The organism is Streptomyces sp. SAI-170 (genome assembly GCF_049739565.1).
In the GTDB taxonomy this organism is placed as follows: Bacteria; Actinomycetota; Actinomycetes; order Streptomycetales; family Streptomycetaceae; genus Streptomyces.
Map to the genome: position 1 here is coordinate 4540396 of NZ_JBMGQD010000001.1, position 20040 is coordinate 4560435.

A 20040-nucleotide genomic window follows, 5' to 3' on the forward strand; every position below is an offset into this window, starting at 1 on the left:
TGTATGAAGACGCCCGCCGTCGCGGAAACCCCACAGGAGACGATCACCATGAAGAAGGCGACGCGTGCCCGACTGGTGCACGGTTCTTCCGCCGTCCTCGCCGCACTTGTCCTCGTAGCGCCCACGACACCGGCCCGGGCGACCTCCGCCTCGAACGCGGTCGGCCTGCCGGGCGGCAACCGCGTCACCGTGAACGCCTGGCACTGCGGTGTCTACGTCAGTGCCTGCGACTGGAAGGCGTCCACGAAGATGTCCGGCAAGCGGCCCAGAACGGCGCGCTGGATCCAGAACCGGGCCGAACTGGAGGCGCACGGGGTCAGCGTCTCGCTCGCGGTGTCGAAGAACCCGCAGGCGACGCTGACGATGGTCAGCAGGTCCCTTGGCGTGGTGCGCTGGCGGAACACCAATGCGAGCATCTCCGACACCTGGGGCCAGATGCGGCCAAGCAAGGGCACGGTGTACGTTTCGACCCGCAGCTGCGGCTCGGCCCAGGTCACCGGCGCGATCAAGGTCAGCGAGAAGTGCGCCTACGCGGGCGCCTCCTGACCGCTGCCGCGGCGGTGGTGTGTGCCGCGGTGCTGTCCTCGTGCGCCTCGCCGGACCGGCCCGCGCGGACACCCGTCCCGTCCGCCGACCGCGAGTTCGACGTACTGGTCAGCAGCCGCAACGGCTACCACTACCCGCCGTTCCTGCGAGAGCAGCCCGCCGCCCCCGAGGCGCAGTCCTACGCGCTGCGCACCCTGACGGAGCTGGGCCGCGGCCCCAGGGTCCGTCTGTCGGCCGACCGGGCCGCGTCCATGCGCCGGGACGCGCTCGCGGCCTCTCCCCTGTGGGGACGGACGTGGCTGATCCCGCTGCGGGAGGCGGGCGCCTCCTGGGTGCTCGGCGCCCAGGACGCGCGGGCCGTGGCCGGGCTGCGGTCGAAGGGCGGCTGGTACGTCGACCCCGCCCTGGGCGACGACGGCGACGCCTCCCGCCTCGGCGGCACATGGGCCGCCCTTGAGGTGCTCGACGCGCTCGACCGGCTGCCCGAGCGGCCGAGCGCCACCGTCGGCTGGCTCCGGAGCATGGCGCGCACCCCTCGCCCACCGGCTGAACGCGCCGCACTTGCCCGCTCCTTGAGCCTGCTGCGCCGACCCGTGCCCGCCGTCCTCACGGATGCCGACCCACCGCGCACCGACGACTGGCAGACCCTGGACGGTGGCGCCCGGGCGGACCTGCTGAGCGACACCTACCACCACGTCCTCGCCCAGGAGGCCGCAGGCCACCACCCCGTGGTCCACCGCACCCACTGGGAGGCAGTCCTCCAGCAGGGCGCGCCGACCCTCCCGTACGAGCAACTCCATCTTCTGGTGCACCTTCTGAAGGCAGCCGGTTCGCGCCCCGCGGTGTTCGCGCCCGTGGCCGCCCGCCTGGAGGCGGAGCGGCTGGAGGACGGGACCGTGCGCGACCCGGACTCCTATGTCGGGGACCCGCAGAGCTCCCTCTTCGTGGAGCGGCTGCGGGCCCTGGCGGGCCGGCCACGGCGGGACCCCCGCCTGCTCGCGGCACTCGACCGGGAGGAGACCTCCGGTGGAGGGCCGCGGGACGGCGCCGAGCGCCTCAGCCGGGCAGCACTGCGGGCGGTCGCGGGCGGCCCGAGCGAGCCCGCCCGGCAGCTCTGCGCCGACCCGGCCGTCCTGCCCCGCACCGTCACCGAGCACAACGCCACCTGGTGGCAGCGAACAGCCCTCGATTGCGCCGACGCCGGCGTCACGATCGACGCGCCCGAGGTGCGCCGCTGGGCACTGGAGACGCCCGAGGAAGTGGTCGCCGCCGCGACCGTCGCCGTCGGGCTGGCGGACTCGGGACACCGGCGCCGGACCCCGCGATGGATCACCTCGTACGGCCTGAAGCCGTGGACTCGCGCCCCGCAGCGGTTCGCCTCCGTCTACGACTACACGCTCGTCGTACGGGCCCACCTGCTGCTCGGCGGAGAGCCGGACCCGGCCCTGCGGGCGGCCCTGGAGCGCGGGGTGACGCCCTACCGGGGCTGCCCAGGGCTGCCCGACCTGTACCGCGTCGGCGGAGACGACCCCGCCTGCGACCTCAAGACCACCTGGGGCGTCTGGACGTTGGACCGGCAGACGCACGGAAAGCGAGCGGAAGAGCGGTGAACGCGTTGCTGCGGGCCGAAGGTGTGGGCAAGTCCTACGCCCTGCGCGGGAGAAGAGTCGATGTGCTGCACGAGGTCGGACTGACAGTGAGGGGAGGTGAAGTCACCGCTCTCGTGGGGCACTCCGGCTCCGGGAAGAGCACCCTGCTGCACATCCTCGGACTGCTCACCCCGCCGGACAGCGGGCGTGTGTTCGTCGAGGGCGCGGACGTGAGCGGGCTCGGTGACGGGGCCCGGGCCGATCTGCGGCGCCGCCGACTGGGGTTCGTCTTCCAGTCCTCCAACCTGCTGCCGCAGCACTCGGCGCTGCGTAACGTCCTGCTCCCGCACACGGGTCGCCGGGCCGAGGGCGAGGCACGTGCCCGGCAGCTGCTGGGGCGGGTCGGGCTCGAGGAGCGCACGCCTGATCGCCGTGGCGGGGGCCGTCTGCACGGCCGCGCTGGGCATCACCGCGAGGGCGCAGAGCGCCACCGACTCGGGCGTCGCGGAGAGCGTCGCCAACCGCAGCGTCACCGTGGACCGGCCCGACGGCCGCCCGGGCACCGCCCCGCTGACGGACCGCACCGAAGCGCGGCTGGCCCGGCTGCCGGGGGTGGCCGCGGTGCAGCACCGCGCGCAGGTCTCCTTCGGCGTGGCGGCACCGTCCGGCGAGGCCGCGCTGCTGTACGCGACGACGTACCGTTCGGCTCTCGCCCCGCCGGTCACCGCCTCGGTCCGCGCCCGCCTCTTCCCGCTGCGCCCCGGCGAGATCGTCGCGCCGGCCACGTCCCAGGGCCTCGACCTGCGCAAGCTGCTGGGGCGGCGGATCGAGATCGAGACGATCCGGTATGTGCGCCCGGGCGAGGGCACCGGAGTGACCGGACACGCCCGGCTCGTCGGCGTCTACGACCCCGCCTGGCAGCTGGACGGCCCGGACGCCGCGTACGCCGCCGACTCCGACGTCGTGACCTGGGCCGCCGAACGGGCCGGGGAACCGGCCGACCGCTACCCGGCGACCGTCGGCTACGACCAGCTCACCGTCGTCGCCCGCACGGCCGCCGACGTCCCGGCCGTGATGAGGTCCGTCCAGGACCTGGGCTATCCCGCGGTGACCCTGCGTCAGCAACTGTCCGCCCTGCCGGACGTGTTGGCGCTGATCGAGAGCGCCGGCCGGCTGCTGCTCGGCGTGCTCGGTGCGCTGGCCTTCGCCGGGGCGGTCACCGTGACCGGGGCCCTCGCGCGGCAGCGCGCCCAGGAGATCGGCATCCTCAAGGCGGTCGGCTTCCGCACCAGGACCGTACTGACCATGCTGGTCGTCGAGATGGCCCTGGCCGGGGCGGTCGCCGCGCTGCTCGGGACCGTCCTGGGCGCGCTGCTGGGCGGCGCCGGAGCGGCGCTGCTGCGCGGCAGTGCCGACCTCGCACCGTACGCCGGCAGCCGGCTGCCCCTGCCGTCGCCCGGCGTGTTCGTCTCGCTCCTCGGCCTCACGGTGCTGGTGGTCGCCGCGGGCGCCCTCCTTCCCGCCCGCCGGGCCGTGCGGATGGCGCCGACGGACGCGATGAGGGACTGGTGACCGTCAGGAGGCCGAAGGCGTCCAGCCCTGCAGCCAGTCCGTGACCTCCTGGTCGGCCGCCTGGGCGTCGGTCAGGTGGGGGCGGTCGGTGGAGGCGGGGCCTGCGCCGGGGCCGGTGTTCTTGTATTCGGCGAAGCGGTCGTTCTTCCAGGAGAAGCCGCTCATGTCGGTCCAGGGGGTGGTCCTGATGGCGGCGCTCAGGGTGGTGTTGCGGACCGTCGTCTGGGGGTCGAGGGTGGCGTCGCCGCCGGCGTGCCAGGGGCGGCCGAGGTAGAAGGAGCGGTCGGAGACGGCGCCGGTGATCGCCGAGTTGGCGATCAGGAGGCCCTTGCGGTCGGCGGCCGTGCTGGGGGCGGTGACGTAGCCGGCGGAGGTGCCGTCCCAGCGCTTCTTCAGGGTGATGACGGACTTGTCGACGACGGCCGTGGCCCGGCCGAAGATGAAGTCGACGTTGCCGACGACGTAGGAGTTCGTCATGTAGACCCGGCCGAGCCGGTCCTTCGCGGCCGTGTCCAGCAGCAGGGTGTCCTGGTCGCCCTCGACGATGATGCTGTCCAGGAAGACCTTGTCGGAGGCGGTGCGCAGGGCGACGGCCTGGTGGCCGGAGAGGGACTGGTTGGCCTTCTCGTCGAAGTCGTTGGAGACGGTCAGGTTGCGGGCCTGGAAGTCGTCCGCCTCCACGGCGACGGTGGCGCTGCCGCCGGTGCCGTACGTGCCGCCGCCCGGCTTGGGCGTGCCGGACGCGTTGTTGTAGACGATCACCGTGTCCTTGCGGCTCGCACCCGTGCCCTGGATGGTGACGTGCGGCTTGTTCGAGGGGACCTTCACCGTCTCGCGGTACGTGCCCGGCTTGACGGAGATGACGATCCGGGAGGCGTTGTTCGCCGGTACGGCGTTCACCGCGGCCTGGACCGTCGTGTACTGGCCCGTGCCGTCCTTGGCGACCGTGAGGGTCGTCGCGGCGGCCGCGGTCGTGACTGTCGTCCCCAGGGAACTCCTCGGGCCCGCCCCCGACTTGACCAGCGACGGCACCTGCGCCGCCGTGTCCGCCGTGTAGGCGTAGTAGGTCTTCGGGTCGAACGCCGTGCCGCCGCCGCTCTCGTTGCGGCCGCTCGTGCCGGAGAAGACGTTGCCGCGCTGGACGAGGGTGGCGGTGGTGTCCCGGATGACGGGGTTGGTGAAGCCCTGGAAGTACGAGTTCTCCAGCAGCATCTTCGTCTTCCCGCGGGCGTAGTTGCCGTACGAGGACTTGATGGTGGTGTTCGGCTCGTCCTCCAGGAAGTTGTTGTAGAGGTGCGCGTGCGCGGCGTTGTCCGTGGACGGGTTGCGCTGCTCCGTCTCGCGGATCCAGTTGTGGTGGATCGTGATGTCGGTGACGACGTTCTCGGTCCAGCCGATGCCGAAGGCCTTGTTGTCGTTGCTGAGGCGGTTCCAGGAGACCGTGACGTACGTGCTGTCCTTGCGGACGTCGATCAGGCCGTCGGCCATGTGGCGCAGGTCGTTGTGGTCGATCCAGACGTGGTGCGCGCCGTCCATCTGGATCGCGTCGAAGTCGTGCTCCTTGTCGTTCCAGACGCCCTGGTACGCGTCCCTGATCGTCAGGTTCCTGATGATCACGTTGTGGACGCCCTGGCCGAGGAAGAAGCCGCCGCCGACGATGTGCCCGGACGTCCCCGAGCCGATGATCGTCTTGTCGGAGGCGACCTTGATCTCCTTGCCGACCGGGTTCATGGTGATCGTGCCCGCGACGACGATGACGTACGGCTCGGGGGCCGTCGCGTACTTCTCCAGGTCGGCGAGCGTCCTGACGGTGACGGTCCGGCCGTCGCGCCCGCCGTACGTGCCGTTCTGGCCCAGGGCGTTGACCGAGGCGAAGCCGTCGGCCGTCGCGGTCGCCCAGGTGGGGGCGGTGGCCGCGGAGGCCTCCTCCTGGGCGCCGATTCCGAACACCGACCCGTACGCCAGCACCCCGGCGGCCGTCACGGCCAGCGGGGCGCCGATCATCACGGCCCTATCGCGCCTGCGGTGACGGGACTTGGGCCTGCGGCGGCTCTCACTCATGTGTGGGATCCGTTCCTTGGGGAGGGGTGGTCGGGGAGTGGTTGCCGCCGGGGGTGGTCGGGGTTGCCGCCCGCGGGCGAACGAAAGGGTGGGGCTGTGCGTCGGGGTGGTGTGAAGAGACTTGTGCGGGGTGCGGTGGGGGTCGCGGTGGTGACGGTGCTTGCCGGATGCACCGGGGGCGGTGGGGACGGTGGGGACGTTGAGGGCGGCGGTGAGGGCGCGGCCTCCTGCGCGTACATCGCGCTGTACGACGGCCGCCGGTACCTCGGCCACGGCGCCGGCGACTTCGAGGTCGGCGAGCGGCTCGGTACGGCGGTGCTGCCGGCCTGCAACGACACAGGCGGACATCCCGATGATCCCGGAGTGCCCGATCGGCGCGTGCCCGCCTACGCCATCAAGGGCATCGACCCCGCGGTCGCCATCACCACGGGCGCCGACTCACCGGACACGGTCCTGGTGGTGGACGGGGTGGGGGAGACGCTGCCGCCTGAGGTGCGGGAGGTGGTGCGGGTGGGGGAGTGACGGGGGCGCGGTCGGTCGGGGGAGGGAGCGGGGCGCTGGTGGGTGACCCGGTTTGCTGGTTGCAGGTGGGGCCGCCCGCTTCTTGGCCAGTGTCGTGCTTCCACGCCCCGAGTAAAGGGCGCTCCGGCTCCGCCTCCGCGTCGCCTTCGGCGATCGGCCTGCGGCCGACCCTTGACTCGGGGCGCTCCAGCACGAGGGAGAAGCGAGCGGGCAGGCCCGGGAAAGCGGGGGCCGGGGAGGTTCCCCGTTGGGTCACCTTGAGCGGGGGATGGGCGTTGCGGGGCGCGGGCGGAGCTCACATGCACGCCGGGTCGGTGAAGCGGCCGCCGAGTGGTGGGTGGTGCCGCGCGGGGGGCGGGCTCGGCGGGCTCGGCGGGAGTGTTTGCATGGTTTGTGGCAGCTGCGGGGCTCCCTGGGGCCGTCTGCGTGCAACAAATGATGCAAACCCGCCCGGGCCGCGTTAAGGGATCTCCGGTGGGGCTGTGGGCGCCCCCGGCAGCCGTACCGTCGCCACCGTGCCGCCCCCCTCCGCCGGGGTCAGCGTCACCTCGCCGCCGGACTGGTGGACCGTGCGGGCGACGATGGAGAGGCCGAGGCCTGAGCCGGGGAGGGCGCGGGCTGAGGGGGAGCGCCAGAAGCGGTCGAAGACGTGGGGGAGTTCGTCGGCGGGGATGCCGGGGCCGTGGTCGCGGACCTGGAGGACGCCCTCGTGGAGGGTGACCTCGATCGTGCCGTTCGGCGGGCTGAACTTCACGGCGTTGTCGAGGATGTTGACCACCGCGCGTTCCAGAGCCGCCGGTTCTGCGCGGACGTACCAAGGGCTCAGGTGCGCCGTGATCGTCAGTTCCGGGCCGCGCAGGCGGGCTCGGCGCAGGGCGGACTCGACCGTGTCCTCCAGGGCGAGGACCTGGACGCGTTCTCCTCGCTGGGCCTCCGAGCGCGACAGTTCCTGGAGGTCGCCGATCAGGGCTGCCAGTTCTGTCATCTGGGCCTTCACCGAGGCCAGGAGTGCCTTGCGGTCCGCCTCGGGGAGCGGGCGGCCCGTCTCCTCGCTTCGGGTGAGGAGTTCGATGTTCGTCCGGAGAGACGTCAGCGGGGTGCGGAGCTCGTGGCCCGCGTCCGCGATCAGTTGCTGCTGGAGGTCTCGGGAGCTGGCCAGGGACGTGGTCATCGAGTTGAACGAGCGGGACAGGCGGGCCACCTCGTCGTCGTCCTCGTCGTCCACGGGGATGCGGATGGCCAGGTCCTCCGTGCGGGCCACGTGTTCCACGGCCTCCGTCAGTTTGTCGACCGGGCGCAGGCCCGCACGAGCCACGGCCAGACCCGCCGCTCCGGCGCCGACCACGCCGATGCCGGAGACCAGGAGGAGGACCCAGGCCAGTGAGGACAGGGGCTCGGTGACCTGGCCGAGGGGCTTGGCGACGGACACGGCGATGCCGGGCTGCACCTCGCGGGTGTTCCGGTCGACGACCGGGCGGGTGTAGACGCGCACGGCCGTGCCGTCGGTGGTCTTCGCGGAGTGCAGGGCCGTCTCCGCGTCGCCGTCGGCGACCGCCAGGTCGGCGTCCTGCACCTTGACGCTCTTGATGCCGGGGTTGGTGCAGGTGGTGCCGTCCGAGTAGAGGATCGTGACGATGGGGGAGTTCGGGGCCAGCGGAAGCTGCCGGGGCTCGGGCAGCCGGCAGTTGTCCACCATGACGGTCAGCAGCCCGCTCGAGACCTGCTCGCTGCGCAGCTGCTCGTCCAGCTGCCTGTACAGCTGGCCGCGCACCAGGAACCAGCACGTCACCGAAACCGCCGCCACCGCGAAAGCCACCGCCGAAGCCACCAGCAGCGCAAGTCGGGAGCGCAGGGGGAGGCTCTTCAGCTTTCTCACTCGGTGCCGCCCTGGCGGAGTACGTAACCGACCCCCCGCACCGTGTGGACCAGGCGCGGCTCGCCGCCCGCCTCCGTCTTGCGGCGCAGGTACATGACGTAGACGTCCAGGGAGTTGGACGACGGCTCGAAGTCGAAGCCCCAGACCGCCTTGAGGATCTGTTCGCGCGTGAGGACCTGGCGGGGGTGGGCCAGGAACATCTCCAGGAGGGTGAACTCGGTGCGGGTCAGTTCCACCGGCCGGCCGGCCCGGGTGACCTCGCGGGTCGCCAGGTCCATGCGCAGGTCGGCGAAGGTGAGGGCCTCGTCCTCGGGGGCCCCGTCCGACAGGGCCGCCGCGTACGAGCTGCGGCGCAGCAGCGCGCGGATGCGGGCGAAGAGCTCGTCGAGTTCGAAGGGCTTGACCAGGTAGTCGTCGGCGCCGGCGTCGAGGCCCGTCACGCGGTCGCCCACCGTGTCGCGGGCCGTGAGCATGAGGATCGGGGTGGTGTCGCCGGCCCCGCGGATGCGGCGGGCCGCCGTCAGGCCGTCCATGCGGGGCATCTGGATGTCCAGGACGATCAGATCCGGCTGGTAGGCCTTCGCCTTGTCCAGCGCGTCCAGGCCGTCCACGGCGACCTCCGTGCCGTACCCCTCGAAGGCGAGGCTGCGCTGGAGTGCTTCGCGTACCGCCGGCTCGTCGTCGACGACGAGGATGCGCTGGGGGGCACGGTCACGGTCGCCTTCGGCGGGGCTCATGGGCGTCTGGTTCCTCGGGTGCGGTGGGACATGGGGGCTCGCTTCTCAGCCTCGCACGTTCCGGGCGTCACGGCGGCGGCCGACGGCCTTGCGGCGGCTCGCGCGTGCGCCGGGCGCTGCCACCTCGGGGGCGCGGCCGGGCGTCGGCGGGTGCAGTTCGTACGCCACCGCGAGGGCCGGACGGACGTCCCCCGGGCCGTGCCCGGTCATGACGTGCTCCCCGCCCGCAGCTTCGCCAGGTCCGCCTTCACCGTGTTGACCGGGATCGCGAAGCCCAGGCCCACGCTGCCCGCCTCCGAGGAGGAGGAGCCCGAACTCGCCGAGTACATCGCCGAGTTGATGCCGATGATGTTGCCGTTCATGTCGATCAGCGCGCCTCCGGAGTTGCCGGGGTTGAGGGACGCGTCGGTCTGGATCGCCTTGTACGTCGTCGTCGACGAACCGGTGTCGCCGTTGAACTCGCGGCCGCCGAACTCGAACGGCCAGCCGCCCTCCGGCTGCTGCTGCCCCTCGTCGGTGGAGACGGTGACGTCGCGGTCGAGCGCGGAGACGATCCCGCTGGTCACCGTGCCGGTGAGGCCCTCGGGGGAGCCGATGGCGACGACCTGGTCGCCGACCTGGACGCCGTCGGAGTCGCCGAGGGTGGCCGTCTTCAGGCCGGACGCGCCGGACAGCTTGATCAGGGCGAGGTCCTTGGCGCTGTCGGTGCCGACGACCTCGGCGCTGTACTCCTTGCCGTCGCTGGTGCGCACCTTGATCTGGGAGGCGCCGGAGACGACGTGGTTGTTGGTGACGATCTCGCCGTCACCGGTGATGATCACGCCGGAGCCGGTGGAGGAACCGGCGTTCCCGGTCGCGTTGATCTCCACGATGCTCGGGCTGACCGCCTTGGCGACCCCGGAGACGGTGCCGCGCTGGCTCACCGGGACCACATCGGTGCTGGTGGAGGACGAGGCCACGGTGGGGGAGCCGTCGGTCAGCTCCTGGATGCCGTACGCCGTGCCGCCGCCGACCGCTGCCGCGACGATCGCCACGGCCGCGAGCAGGGCCACGGGCCCGCGCTTCCTGGTACGCCGCCGGGAGACGGGCTCCGTGAGGAGAACAGTCGGCTGGTACGCCGGAGGGGGCGGCCACTCGGGGTTCACATTGCTCTCGGTCATGTCCATGAGCTTCGCGCCCGACCATGAGAGCTTCCTGAGGGCTGCCTGAGAAGCCCGGCAGAACCTCGTATGCCCGATATAAAGACCCGACCCCGCGGAGCTACTTGCAGCCGCAGGACTGCCGTACCACCAGCCGCGAGGGGAACACCTTCAGCCGCTCACGGCGGGACCCCGCCACCCGCAGCCCGTCGTCGAGGACGAGGTCGACGGCCGCGCGGGCCATCGTCGAGCGGTCGGAGGCGACGGTGGTGAGCGGCGGGTCGGCCAGGTCCGCTTCCTTGATGTCGTCGAAGCCGGCCACCGCCAGCTCGCCGGGGACGTCGATCCGCAGTTCGCGCGCCGCGCGCAGCAGGCCTATCGCCTGGTCGTCGGTGGAGCAGAAGATCGCCGGCGGGCGGTGCGGCCCGGACAGGATGTCCAGGCCGACCCGGTAGGCGTCGTAGCGGTTGTACGGGGCCTCGAAGAGGCGGCCCTCGGTGGACAGGCCCGCCTCGGACATCGCGCGCTTCCAGCCCTCGACGTGGTCGGAGACGGGGTCGCCGACGGCCGGGGTCTCCGCGGTGCCGCCCATACAGGCGACGTACGGGTGGCCGTGCTCGAGGAGGTGGCGTACGGCGAGCTGGGCGCCGCCGAGGTCGTCCGTGACGACGGCGACGTCGTCGATGGACTCGGGCCGCTCGTGCAGCAGCACCACACGCGCGTCCCAGGCCTCGATCTCGGCGGCCGCCATGTCGTTCAGCGCGTGGGAGACGAGGATCAGGCCGGAGACCCGCATCCCCAGGAACGCGCGCAGGTAGTGCACCTCGCGCTCGCCCACGTAGTCGGTGTTGCCGACCAGCACCATCTTTCCGCGCTCGGAGGCGGCCTGCTCGACCGCGTGCGCCATCTCCCCGAAGAAGGGCTGACGGGCGTCGGGGATGATCAGGCCTATGAGGTCCGTGCGCCGCGAGGCCATCGCCTGCGCCACCCGGTCGGGCCGGTAGCCCAGCTCCTTGATGGCGGCGAGGACACGCTCGCGCGTGGCCGGGGCGACCGGCCGGGGTCCGTTGTTGATGACGTAGCTGACGACGGCGGTGGAGGTACCCGCCAGTCGTGCCACGTCATCCCGAGTCACCTTGGCCACGCGCGGAGTCTACGCGGATGGAACGCCCCTGGGCAGGGCGTAAAGGGGGCCGGCTGTGGGCCGTACGGGCGCCCGGAGCGCCCCGTGCGTATCTCCGGTATCTCCGTCACGCGTCCGCCGGGACCTCTGCGGCGGCACTGGCGGCCGCGTTGTCCGCATCCTCCGGCTTTGGCCGGGCGGCCTTGGCCTTCGCCTCGTCGGCGGCACGCTCGACTTTTTCGGGCGTAACGAATCGATAACCGACGTTCCGGACGGTTCCGATCAGCGCCTCGTGCTCGGGGCCGAGCTTCGCCCGCAGCCGTCGTACGTGCACGTCGACCGTCCGGGTGCCGCCGAAGTAGTCGTAGCCCCAGACCTCCTGCAGCAGCTGGGCGCGGGTGAAGACGCGGCCCGGGTGCTGGGCGAGGTACTTCAGCAGCTCGAACTCCTTGAAGGTCAGGTCCAGGACCCGGCCCTTGAGCTTGGCGGAGTAGGTCGCCTCGTCGACCGACAGGTCGCCGTTGCGGATCTCCATGGGGGAGTCGTCGTTGACGATCTGCTGCCGGCCCATGGCGAGCCGGAGGCGGGCCTCCACCTCGGCGGGGCCGGCGGTGTCGAGGAGTACGTCGTCGATGCCCCAGTCGGCGGTGACGGCGGCCAGGCCGCCCTCGGTGACGACCAGCAGGAGCGGACAGCCGGGGCCCGTGGAGCGCAGCAGCTGGCACAGGCTGCGCACCTGGGGCAGATCGCGCCGGCCGTCGATGAGGATCACATCGGCACCGGGGGTGTCGACGAGTGCGGGCCCCTCGGCCGGGGCGACCCGCACGTTGTGCAGGAGCAGGCCGAGCGCGGGCAGCACCTCCGTCGACGGCTGGAGGGCGTTGGTCAGGAGCAGCAGAGAACTCATACGTCTGGTTCCTCCTCGGTCCCTGCGAGGACGTGTGCGGTGCGGAACTGCTCTGCGATCCCGGTGCCCCATACACGAGCGTTCGCCTGAGGTTTCCCGCTTCGTATACAACGCTTCCGAAAGCACAAAAGGACCCGGGGGCTACGCTGCCCGAGTCCTCTGCCCAGCAGAATAGCCGACATGAGCGACGGTCCGGCAGGTGATGTGGTGCGTTCCACCGTTCGTCCGCATTCCGAGACGAGGGGAGCCGCCCCATTGCGGACGTATCTGCGCACGTCCGACGGGGTGGCGATCGATTCCGTATACGATCCGCAATCCGTTGTATACGACCGTGTGCGCGATGCCTCCGCTTCACCCCCTGGCGACCTGGTGTTCGTCGTCGCCCACGGCTTCACCGGGGACGTGGACAAGCCCCATGTGCGGCGCATCGCCGCCGCGCTGCGGCCGTACGGTGCCGTCCTGACCTTCTCCTTCCGCGGTCACGGCCGCTCCGGCGGGCTTTCCACGGTCGGCGACCGGGAGGTCCTCGACCTGGAGGCCGCGCTCGCCCACGCCCGCGGGTTCGGGCACCAGCGCGTGGTCACCGTCGGCTTCTCGATGGGCGGCTCGGTGGTGCTGCGGCACGCGGCGCTGTACGGCGCCCCGGACGCGGTCGTCTCCGTCAGCGCGCCCGCCCGCTGGTACTACCGGGGCACCGCCCCCATGCGGCGCCTGCACTGGCTGGTCACCCGGCCGGAGGGCCGTCTGGTCGGTCGCTACGGATTCCGCACCCGGATTCACCACCAGGAGTGGAACCCGGTCCCGCTGTCCCCGGTGGAGGCCGTCCCGCGGATCGCGCCCGCCCCGCTCCTCGTCGTCCACGGCGACCGCGACGGGTACTTCCCCCTCGACCACCCCCGCATGCTGGCCGCCGCCGCGGGTGAGCACGGCGAACTCTGGCTGGAGCCCGGCATGGGCCATGCCGAGCACGCCGCCGACGACGCCCTGCTGGCCAGGATCGCGGACTGGGCGGTGTCCCGGGCGGGCTAGCCTGGGCCTGTTCACTGCCGAACCGACTTGAGGGACGAGATGGCAAAGGTCACGGTCCGCTACTGGGCCGCCGCCAAGGCCGCGGCCGGCGTCGCCGAGGAGCCCCACGAGGCCGCGACGCTCGCCGAGGCGCTCGACGCGGCGCGCGAGCGCCACCCCGGCGAGCTGACGCGCGTGCTGCTGCGGTGCTCGTTCCTCGTCGACGGCGATCCCGTCGGGACCCGCGCGCACGACACGGTACGGCTGGCCGAGGGCGGCACGGTCGAGGTGCTCCCGCCGTTCGCAGGAGGGTGACCGCACCTATGAGCAACCAGCCGTATCAGGACTACCAAGGGTCGTACGACCCTTATGGGCAGCAGCCGCAGCCGTACCAGCAGGAGCCGTACCAGCAGCCCTACCAGCAGTCCTACGAGGACCCGCAGTACACGCAGCAGTGGCAGGGGCAGACCTGGGAGACGCAGATGCAGGAGCCTCTCGGTGCGGGTGCCGCCGCCGAGACGGCCTATATGCCTGCGCAGGAGCCTTGGGCCGAGCCGGGTGCAGTGGAGGCGCACGACCCCGCGCAGGGCGTCGGTGGCCTTGCCCACCCGTCCCGCCCCAGCGGGACGACTGCCCAAGGCGGGGCGGGAGCCGTGCACGGCGGTGCCGATGCCTCCTACGGCCCCGCCACCGTCGCCGGGAACTCCCGGATCACCGACGCCCAGCGGGCCCGGCTGGAAGGCCGCTCGCCGATCATCGAGCCCGGGATGCAGCCCGCGCTGCTCACCGCGCTGCTGGGCCTGCTGCTGTCGGGGGCCGCGGCAGTGGGCTCGTACGCGCTGCTGGTGCCGCTCGTCGTGCTGCAGGGCGTCACCGCCGCGGGCTGGTTCCGGCTGAACGGCATGTGGCCGGCCCGGCAGGGCATCGCGCTGGCGTTCGCCGGAGGGCTCACCGCGGACGCGGCGCTGCTGGTGGCCGGGCGGGACAACGCCCCCGCGGCGATCCTCGGCACGCTCGGCGTCTGGGTGCTGCTCGTCCTCGTCCTCCAGCTGCGTTCGCACGCCGACCCGGACGAGCGGATGTACGGCCTGATGGCCACGGTCACCTCGGCGGCCCTGACCATCCTCGCGACCGGCTTCCTCGCCGCCGAGCCCGACGCGGTCACGGTCGGCGCGGCCGCGGTCGCCGTGGCCGTACTGGCCCGCGCGCTGCCGATGCCGACGGCCGCCTCGGTCGCCGTGTCGCTGCTGGCGGCGGCCGGTGCCGGCATCGCGGTCGGCGGCATGACCGGGGTCGACGCCAAGGGCGCCCTGATCGGCGCCGCCGCGGCCGTCTGCGCCCTGATCGGCCACCGGGTCGCGAGCTACGACTACCCGTCCCGCTTCGTCCACTTCACGGCGGGAGTCGCCCTCCCGCTGGCGGCGGCGGGGCCGGTGCTGTGGATCCTGGGCAGGGGCCTGTAGGGGGCGTGCCTGTCTTTCAGGGGCGCGGGGAACTGCGCGATCAACCACCCACGGCCCGCAGCCCGCAACGCATCCCGGCCACCCGGGCGGCGTTCCGTCACAGCTGATCGACAATCCGGCGGCCCCCACCCCGCACCGGGTTACCGTGACAGCCGACCGAACGAACGCCGAGGTGGGGAAACATGCGCGCGCTGCGAATACTGGGGATCGTCATCGTGGTGCTCGGCGCCCTCTTCGTCGTCGCCGACCGCCTCGCCGTGAACTTCGCCGAGGGCGAGGCCGCGGACAAGCTGCGCGCCAGCGAGGGCCTGGCCGAGACGCCGGACGTGTCGATCAAGGGCTTCCCGTTCCTGACCCAGATGGCCGGCGGTGAGCTGGACGACGTCGAGGTCGGCATCGCGGACTACGAGGCGGCCACCGGCGACGGCACGGAGAAGATCCGCATCGACGATCTGAAGGCGAGCATGAAGGGCGTCCGGTTCTCCGGCGACTACAGCTCGGCCACCGCGGTGACCGCGACCGGCGTCGCGACGATCTCGTACGACGAGCTGCTGCGCACCGCCAAGTCCGAGCCGACGCAGGTCGCCCCGGGCGTGACCGCGCAGGTCGTGGGCCTCTCCGACGGCGGCAACGGCAAGATCAAGGTCGCGGTCGAGGCGACGGTCCTCGGCGCGAAGCTGCCCCGGCCTGTCGACGTGCTGAGCACGGTCACCGTCGAGGGCGACACCGTCCGGGTGAAGGCCGACGCGCTGCCCGAGATGGGCGGGGTGAGCATCGCGGAGGACAAGGTCCGGGAGATCACCGACTTCGACCAGGTGATAGAGCAGCTGCCGGGCGGTATCGAGCTGGACAAGGTGGAAGCCGCCGAGGACGGGGTCGAGATCTCCGTGAAGGGTTCGAACGTCCGGCTGGCCGGGTAGGGCCACAGGGGCTCCGGGCGACCGGCGGTTCTCGGCCGCCCGAAACCCTCTTGGACACCGGCTGTCCGAAAGGCGAGACAGCCCGGTCCGCACGGCAGATACGGCGGCCTCCCCAGGGGGCCGCAAGCCGTGCGACGACACCTCGGAGGCGCATCCGGTCCCGCCATGCGGACGATCGTGTCTCACGATACGACACACCGGTGACACGCCCCGCTGTCCGTCCCTACGATCGACGCATGAAGCGACAGGCGGATCTCACGAAGCGGCGGGCAGTAGACCTGTGCCGCGTCGCCGCCATGCTCTGTCGCCCCTTCTGAGCGGCCCCGGCACCGAAGCCGACCGCCTTCCCCAGCCGCCCTGCCCTGGGCACCCGTGCGCAACCCCGCATGCCCGGCCGCGCACCACCCTTCACGCACACCCCCGCCGCAACTGCCCCGGAGGAGAACGAGCATGAGCCGCAGCGACGTCCTGGTCGACGCCGACTGGCTGCAGGAGAACCTCGACAACCCGGCGATCGCCATCGTCGAGGTGGACGAGGACACCTCCGCCTACGAGAAGAACCACATCAAGAACGCCATCCGGATCGACTGGACGCAGGACCTCCAGGACCCGGTCCGCCGTGACTTCGTCGACCAGGAGGGCTTCGAGAAGCTCCTGTCGGAGAAGGGCATCTCCAACGACCACACGGTCGTCCTCTACGGCGGCAACAACAACTGGTTCGCCTCGTACGCCTACTGGTACTTCAAGCTGTACGGCCACGAGAACGTCAAGCTTCTCGACGGCGGCCGCAAGAAGTGGGAGCTGGACGCCCGCGAGCTGGTCGACGGCAACGACGTGCCGGAGCGCGCGAAGACGGACTACAAGGCCAAGCCGCAGAACACCGCCATCCGCGCCTTCCGCGACGACGTGGTGGCGGCGATCGGCTCGCAGAACCTGGTCGACGTCCGTTCGCCCGACGAGTTCTCCGGCAAGCTGCTCGCCCCGGCGCACCTGCCGCAGGAGCAGTCGCAGCGTCCGGGCCACGTCCCCAGCGCCCGCAACATCCCGTGGTCGAAGAACGCCAACGACGACGGCACCTTCAAGTCGGACGAGGAGCTCAAGGAGCTCTACACCGAGGAGCAGGTCGACCTCGCCAAGGACACGATCGCCTACTGCCGCATCGGTGAGCGCTCGGCCCTGACCTGGTTCGTGCTGCACGAGCTGCTCGGCGTGGAGAACGTCAAGAACTACGACGGCTCCTGGACCGAGTACGGCTCCCTCGTCGGCGTGCCGATCGAGCTCGGCGCCAACAAGTAAGACCTCCCCGACCTTTACCCCTCAAGGAGTTCAACATGTGCGGAGCGAAGGCCGGCGGCCCCGACGCCTCGACGATCAAGCCCGGTGAGACCACCATCCAGGGCCAGGTGACCCGCGACGGCGAGCCGGTGCAGGGCTACGTGCGCCTGCTCGACTCGACCGGCGAGTTCACCGCGGAGGTCCCCACCTCCGCCACGGGCCAGTTCCGTTTCTACGCCGCCGAGGGCACCTGGACCGTTCGCGCCCTCGTCCCCGGCGGCACCGCCGACCGCACGGTCGTCGCCCAGCAGGGCGGCCTCGCGGAGGTCGCGATCGCCGTCTGACGGCACTGAACACCGTAGGACCGCATCTCTCGGGTTGGACGCCTGAGGTGCGGTCCTACGGCGTTCTACGCTGGGGGTATGTACGCACGGCGACGACACGTGTACTTCGCCATGATGGGCACCTGCCTGGTGCTGTTCGTCCTGGCGTGGGCGGTCGTGCGGCTGTTCTCGACGGAGGCGGCCGTCGCGATGTGCGTCGTCGCCATGGTCATCCCGCCGGTCGCCGCGATGGTCGCGAACCGGCGGGGCCCGGACGACCGCTGGTGGGACGACCCGTCCGGGGACCCGAAGTCCGACGAGTGGTGGGACGAGCTGGACGGCAAGAAGCGTCCGCGATAGGACCGGTACATGCCTGACGCCCGGCTCTCCACGGTCGTACTCGACGCGCACGACGCCCATGAACTCGCCGGCTTCTACCTCCGGCTACTCGGCTACGAGGTCCGCGCCGAGGAACCCGACTGGGTGCTGATCGGCCCGCCCCCGGGCACCGAGGGACTCTCCCTCGCCCTCCAGACCGAGCCGGAGTACGTCCGCCCCGTGTGGCCCACCCGCAGGCCCGGCGAGCAGCAGATGATGCTGCACCTCGACATCGAGGTCGACGACCTGGCGGCCGAGACCGCGCGGGCGGTGGCGGAGGGCGCCACCCTCGCGGAGTACCAGCCCCAGGACGACGTACGGGTGCTCCTTGACCCGTCGGGGCACCCGTTCTGCATGTGGACCGAGGCGTCTCAGTAGACGAGCGCCTGGGTGTCGTCCGCCAGTGACTCCTGCACGAACACCTGTGCGCCCGCGATGCGCACGCCCTCGATGACGTCCTTCTCCGTGATCTCCCGCCGCGCCGCGCACTGCGTGCACAGCGTGATCCGCCCGCCCGCGAGCAGCGACTCGATCAGATCCGGCAGCGGCGCGGCATGCGGCAGCTCGAACTCCGCCGCCCGCCCCGGCAGCGCGAACCACGACGACTCCCCGGTCAGCCACAGCGACACGTCCACACCGCTCGCCACGGCCACCGCCGCCACGGTGAACGCCTGCGAGCAGCGCTCGGGGGCGTCGGCCCCGGCCGTCACCTTGATCACCAGCTTCTTCGCCATGCGGGCAGCGTAGTCGCTACAGCAGAAGGTGCAGTCCGGCCGCCACGAGCATGCTCCCCACGCTGACCGCGGTGAGCAGCACGCTCCAGAAGACGTCCTTGTTGCGACGCGGCGCTGGCGACGGCTCCACCGGCGGCGGGAGCAGCGGGGGCGGGACGGCGTACCGCGGGGTCGCCTCCTGGATGTACCGGCGCCGGCTCATGCGTGCACCTGCCGCTGGTGCTGACGCAGCAGCACGTTCGCGTCCGTCTCGGCGCTGCGGTCGTACGCCGTCTTCGCGGCCTCCCGCAGCCCGGCCAACTCCGCACAGATCGAGCAGCCGGGCACGGGCCGGGGCGGCAGAAGCTCCCGGCTCCGCCCGTTCGCGGCCCGCACGCCCGCGCCGATCCGCTCCTGGTCGGTGGCGGGCCGCAGGCCGTCGGGGTCGGCCTGCCATTCGCGGCCTCCACCGACGGGGCGCAGCAGGGCGTAGGGCCCTGAGCGGTCCTGGTACTCGCCGACCTTGTCGGTGGCGGGGTCGTAGAGAAGGGTTCCGGGTTCCATCGGGCCTCCGTTTTGCGAACTTCCTTACGGAACGCACCTGTTGAACTACTCTGTGCATTCCTGGGGCGTTACGAGGATGGCCCAGGGTGGAGGGCGGATGCATCGCCAACGGGCGCAAATTCCACAGACGGCGATCCAAATTCCACAAATTCCACAGCCGAGGGCGGGAGGGTGCGGTGCCGCAGTGGAGGGCTGTCACGGGGCGGAGCCACGAACCGAGGGCGCGGTTCGCGGAGGAGTTGCGGCTGCTCAGGGCCGCGAAGGGGGAGAGTCTGCGGGACCTCGCGGACCGGCTGGGCTGGGACGCGTCAATGCTCGGGAAGATGGAGAGCGGGCGCAGTCTGGGCAGCCCGGAGATCGTGGAGGCGCTGGATCAGCACTACGGGACGCCGGGGCTGCTGCTGGCGCTGTGGGAACTGGCCGTGGGAGATCCGACGCAGTTCAAGGAGCAGTACCGGCGGTACATGGTGCTGGAGACGGAGGCGCACAGCCTGTGGCATTTCGGCGTCAGCATCCTGCCGGGGCTGCTTCAGACGGAGGGCTACGCCCGTGAGTTGCTCGCGCTGGGCGGATACAAGGGCGATGAGCTGGACCAGCAGGTCGAGGCCCGCATCGGGCGGCGCGAGCTGCTGGTGGAAGAGGATGCGCCCCTGTTCCGAGCGGTCATCGCGGAGGCCGTGCTTCGCACACCGCTTCAGGACGACAGCGCGTGGCGAGGGCAGCTGGAACACCTACTGGAGATGTCGCAGCGACCGAACGTGACGATCCAGGTGCTGCCGCAGCAGGCCGGACTCCACGGCCTGGTGAGCACGAGCGTGATGTTCCTGCGGCTGCTGGGCGGTCGGACGGTTGCTTACGCGGAGAACGCGATCCGGGGTGAACTGGTCGAGGAAAACGCCTCTGTTGAGCAACTCCACCATGCATACGATGCGATGCGGGACCTGGCCCTGAACCCGGCCGAGTCGCGCAAGTTCATCCTGCGGATGTTGGAGGAAGTGCCGTGCGAGCCATCGACCTGAGCGGCGTGACGTGGCGCAAGAGCAGCTACAGCAACCCCGACGGCGGCGAGTGCGTCGAAGTCTCCGCCGACCTCCCCACCCTCGTCCCCGTCCGTGACAGCAAGGACACCACCCGCAGCCCGCTGCTCTTCGCCGCAGGCACCTGGTCGGCGTTCGTGGACGGTGTCAAGACGGCAGACGGGCGCTGACCAGCAGCGTGTCCGTCGTGCCGGACAGCACGTCGGCCTGTGTGATGCGCAGGCGGGGCGCGAGGTGGCTGTACAGATCGTCGGCCATCGCGCAAGTCACGGCGCCCGAGGCCGGGC

Annotated in this window: 24 protein-coding genes and 1 pseudogene; 15 read left to right on the plus strand and 10 right to left on the minus strand. The window is 71.6% G+C overall.

Annotated elements, in window-relative coordinates:
- Window positions 1-3 precede the first annotated feature (3 nt).
- The 4 genes and pseudogenes from RKD23_RS20265 to RKD23_RS20280 all read left to right on the plus strand — a co-directional run bounded on the left by RKD23_RS20265 (window position 4) and on the right by RKD23_RS20280 (window position 3707).
- Entirely contained in the window at window positions 4-546 is a 543-nt protein-coding gene (locus RKD23_RS20265) for a hypothetical protein (RefSeq protein WP_424854934.1), read from the plus strand.
- Window positions 522-2156, plus strand: a complete 1635-nt coding sequence (locus RKD23_RS20270; RefSeq protein ID WP_424854935.1) for a hypothetical protein — start codon at window positions 522-524, stop codon at window positions 2154-2156. The genes RKD23_RS20265 and RKD23_RS20270 overlap by 25 nt, the downstream gene beginning before the upstream one ends.
- A gap of 113 nt (window positions 2157-2269) precedes the next feature.
- Window positions 2270-2494 (plus strand): annotated as a pseudogene (locus RKD23_RS20275) (ATP-binding cassette domain-containing protein); the annotation flags it as partial.
- Between the two features lie 19 nt (window positions 2495-2513).
- Complete coding sequence (locus tag RKD23_RS20280) at window positions 2514-3707, plus strand: FtsX-like permease family protein (protein WP_424854936.1); 1194 nt, start codon at window positions 2514-2516, stop codon at window positions 3705-3707.
- 3 nt (window positions 3708-3710) lie between these two features.
- Here RKD23_RS20280 and RKD23_RS20285 read toward each other — a convergent pair whose 3' ends face one another.
- A complete protein-coding gene (locus RKD23_RS20285) occupies window positions 3711-5768 on the minus strand; it encodes a pectinesterase family protein (RefSeq protein WP_424854937.1) in 2058 nt (685 codons plus the stop codon).
- Between the two features lie 111 nt (window positions 5769-5879).
- On the opposite strand from RKD23_RS20285, the gene RKD23_RS20290 reads away from it, so the two are divergent.
- Window positions 5880-6290 (plus strand): DUF6281 family protein, encoded by a 411-nt coding sequence (locus tag RKD23_RS20290; protein WP_424854938.1) that lies wholly within the window; start codon window positions 5880-5882, stop codon window positions 6288-6290.
- Window positions 6291-6750: 460 nt separating this feature from the next.
- On the opposite strand, the gene RKD23_RS20295 is transcribed toward RKD23_RS20290, so the two are convergent.
- The 6 genes from RKD23_RS20295 to RKD23_RS20320 form a co-directional block, all read right to left on the minus strand.
- Window positions 6751-8166 carry a sensor histidine kinase gene (locus RKD23_RS20295; RefSeq protein WP_424854939.1) on the minus strand — a complete coding sequence of 472 codons (1416 nt, stop codon included), beginning with the start codon at window positions 8164-8166 and terminating at the stop codon, window positions 6751-6753.
- Window positions 8163-8903: a response regulator transcription factor gene (locus tag RKD23_RS20300; protein WP_424854940.1), complete on the minus strand. Its 741-nt coding sequence runs from the start codon at window positions 8901-8903 to the stop codon at window positions 8163-8165. The genes RKD23_RS20295 and RKD23_RS20300 overlap by 4 nt, the downstream gene beginning before the upstream one ends.
- A 45-nt stretch (window positions 8904-8948) precedes the next feature.
- Entirely contained in the window at window positions 8949-9113 is a 165-nt protein-coding gene (locus RKD23_RS20305) for a hypothetical protein (protein ID WP_424854941.1), read from the minus strand.
- On the minus strand, window positions 9110-10069 hold the full coding sequence (locus RKD23_RS20310) for a S1C family serine protease (RefSeq protein WP_424854942.1): 960 nt from the start codon (window positions 10067-10069) through the stop codon (window positions 9110-9112). Before RKD23_RS20310 ends, RKD23_RS20305 begins: the two co-directional genes overlap by 4 nt.
- Before the next feature lie 94 nt (window positions 10070-10163).
- On the minus strand, window positions 10164-11186 hold the full coding sequence (locus tag RKD23_RS20315) for a LacI family DNA-binding transcriptional regulator (RefSeq protein ID WP_404041633.1): 1023 nt from the start codon (window positions 11184-11186) through the stop codon (window positions 10164-10166).
- Between the two features lie 106 nt (window positions 11187-11292).
- Window positions 11293-12072, minus strand: a complete 780-nt coding sequence (locus RKD23_RS20320) for a response regulator transcription factor (protein ID WP_424854943.1) — start codon at window positions 12070-12072, stop codon at window positions 11293-11295.
- A gap of 180 nt (window positions 12073-12252) precedes the next feature.
- On the opposite strand from RKD23_RS20320, the gene RKD23_RS20325 reads away from it, so the two are divergent.
- The 8 genes from RKD23_RS20325 (at window position 12253) to RKD23_RS20360 (ending at window position 17817) form a co-directional block, all read left to right on the plus strand.
- A complete protein-coding gene (locus RKD23_RS20325; protein ID WP_424854944.1) occupies window positions 12253-13101 on the plus strand; it encodes an alpha/beta hydrolase in 849 nt (282 codons plus the stop codon).
- Window positions 13102-13140: 39 nt separating this feature from the next.
- On the plus strand, window positions 13141-13395 hold the full coding sequence (locus tag RKD23_RS20330) for a MoaD/ThiS family protein (protein ID WP_404041638.1): 255 nt from the start codon (window positions 13141-13143) through the stop codon (window positions 13393-13395).
- An 8-nt stretch (window positions 13396-13403) separates the two neighbouring features.
- Window positions 13404-14543: a hypothetical protein gene (locus RKD23_RS20335; protein WP_424854945.1), complete on the plus strand. Its 1140-nt coding sequence runs from the start codon at window positions 13404-13406 to the stop codon at window positions 14541-14543.
- Window positions 14544-14725: 182 nt separating this feature from the next.
- Complete coding sequence (locus tag RKD23_RS20340) at window positions 14726-15463, plus strand: DUF2993 domain-containing protein (protein WP_424854946.1); 738 nt, start codon at window positions 14726-14728, stop codon at window positions 15461-15463.
- A gap of 450 nt (window positions 15464-15913) precedes the next feature.
- Entirely contained in the window at window positions 15914-16759 is an 846-nt protein-coding gene (locus RKD23_RS20345; protein WP_424854947.1) for a sulfurtransferase, read from the plus strand.
- A gap of 35 nt (window positions 16760-16794) precedes the next feature.
- Window positions 16795-17082 (plus strand): DUF1416 domain-containing protein, encoded by a 288-nt coding sequence (locus RKD23_RS20350; protein ID WP_110628959.1) that lies wholly within the window; start codon window positions 16795-16797, stop codon window positions 17080-17082.
- Window positions 17083-17160: 78 nt separating this feature from the next.
- A complete protein-coding gene (locus tag RKD23_RS20355) occupies window positions 17161-17421 on the plus strand; it encodes a DUF3099 domain-containing protein (RefSeq protein ID WP_424854948.1) in 261 nt (86 codons plus the stop codon).
- Between the two features lie 9 nt (window positions 17422-17430).
- Entirely contained in the window at window positions 17431-17817 is a 387-nt protein-coding gene (locus tag RKD23_RS20360) for a VOC family protein (protein ID WP_424854949.1), read from the plus strand.
- Here the strand turns inward: RKD23_RS20360 and RKD23_RS20365 are convergent.
- From RKD23_RS20365 to RKD23_RS20375, 3 genes are read right to left on the minus strand one after another with little or no spacing between them, the layout of a single operon-like run.
- A complete protein-coding gene (locus tag RKD23_RS20365) occupies window positions 17811-18173 on the minus strand; it encodes a DsrE family protein (protein ID WP_424854950.1) in 363 nt (120 codons plus the stop codon). The two genes, RKD23_RS20360 and RKD23_RS20365, sit on opposite strands and share 7 nt — an antisense overlap.
- A 16-nt stretch (window positions 18174-18189) precedes the next feature.
- A complete protein-coding gene (locus RKD23_RS20370) occupies window positions 18190-18375 on the minus strand; it encodes a hypothetical protein (RefSeq protein WP_424854951.1) in 186 nt (61 codons plus the stop codon).
- Entirely contained in the window at window positions 18372-18716 is a 345-nt protein-coding gene (locus tag RKD23_RS20375) for a hypothetical protein (RefSeq protein ID WP_424854952.1), read from the minus strand. The genes RKD23_RS20370 and RKD23_RS20375 overlap by 4 nt, the downstream gene beginning before the upstream one ends.
- Before the next feature lie 176 nt (window positions 18717-18892).
- Between RKD23_RS20375 and RKD23_RS20380 the strand changes: the two genes are divergently transcribed.
- The gene (locus RKD23_RS20380; protein ID WP_424854953.1) at window positions 18893-19735 is read left to right on the plus strand and encodes a helix-turn-helix domain-containing protein; all 843 of its coding nucleotides are present in this window, start codon (window positions 18893-18895) and stop codon (window positions 19733-19735) included.
- The gene (locus RKD23_RS20385; protein WP_424854954.1) at window positions 19717-19923 is read left to right on the plus strand and encodes a DUF397 domain-containing protein; all 207 of its coding nucleotides are present in this window, start codon (window positions 19717-19719) and stop codon (window positions 19921-19923) included. Before RKD23_RS20380 ends, RKD23_RS20385 begins: the two co-directional genes overlap by 19 nt.
- Window positions 19924-20040: the final 117 nt, after the last annotated feature.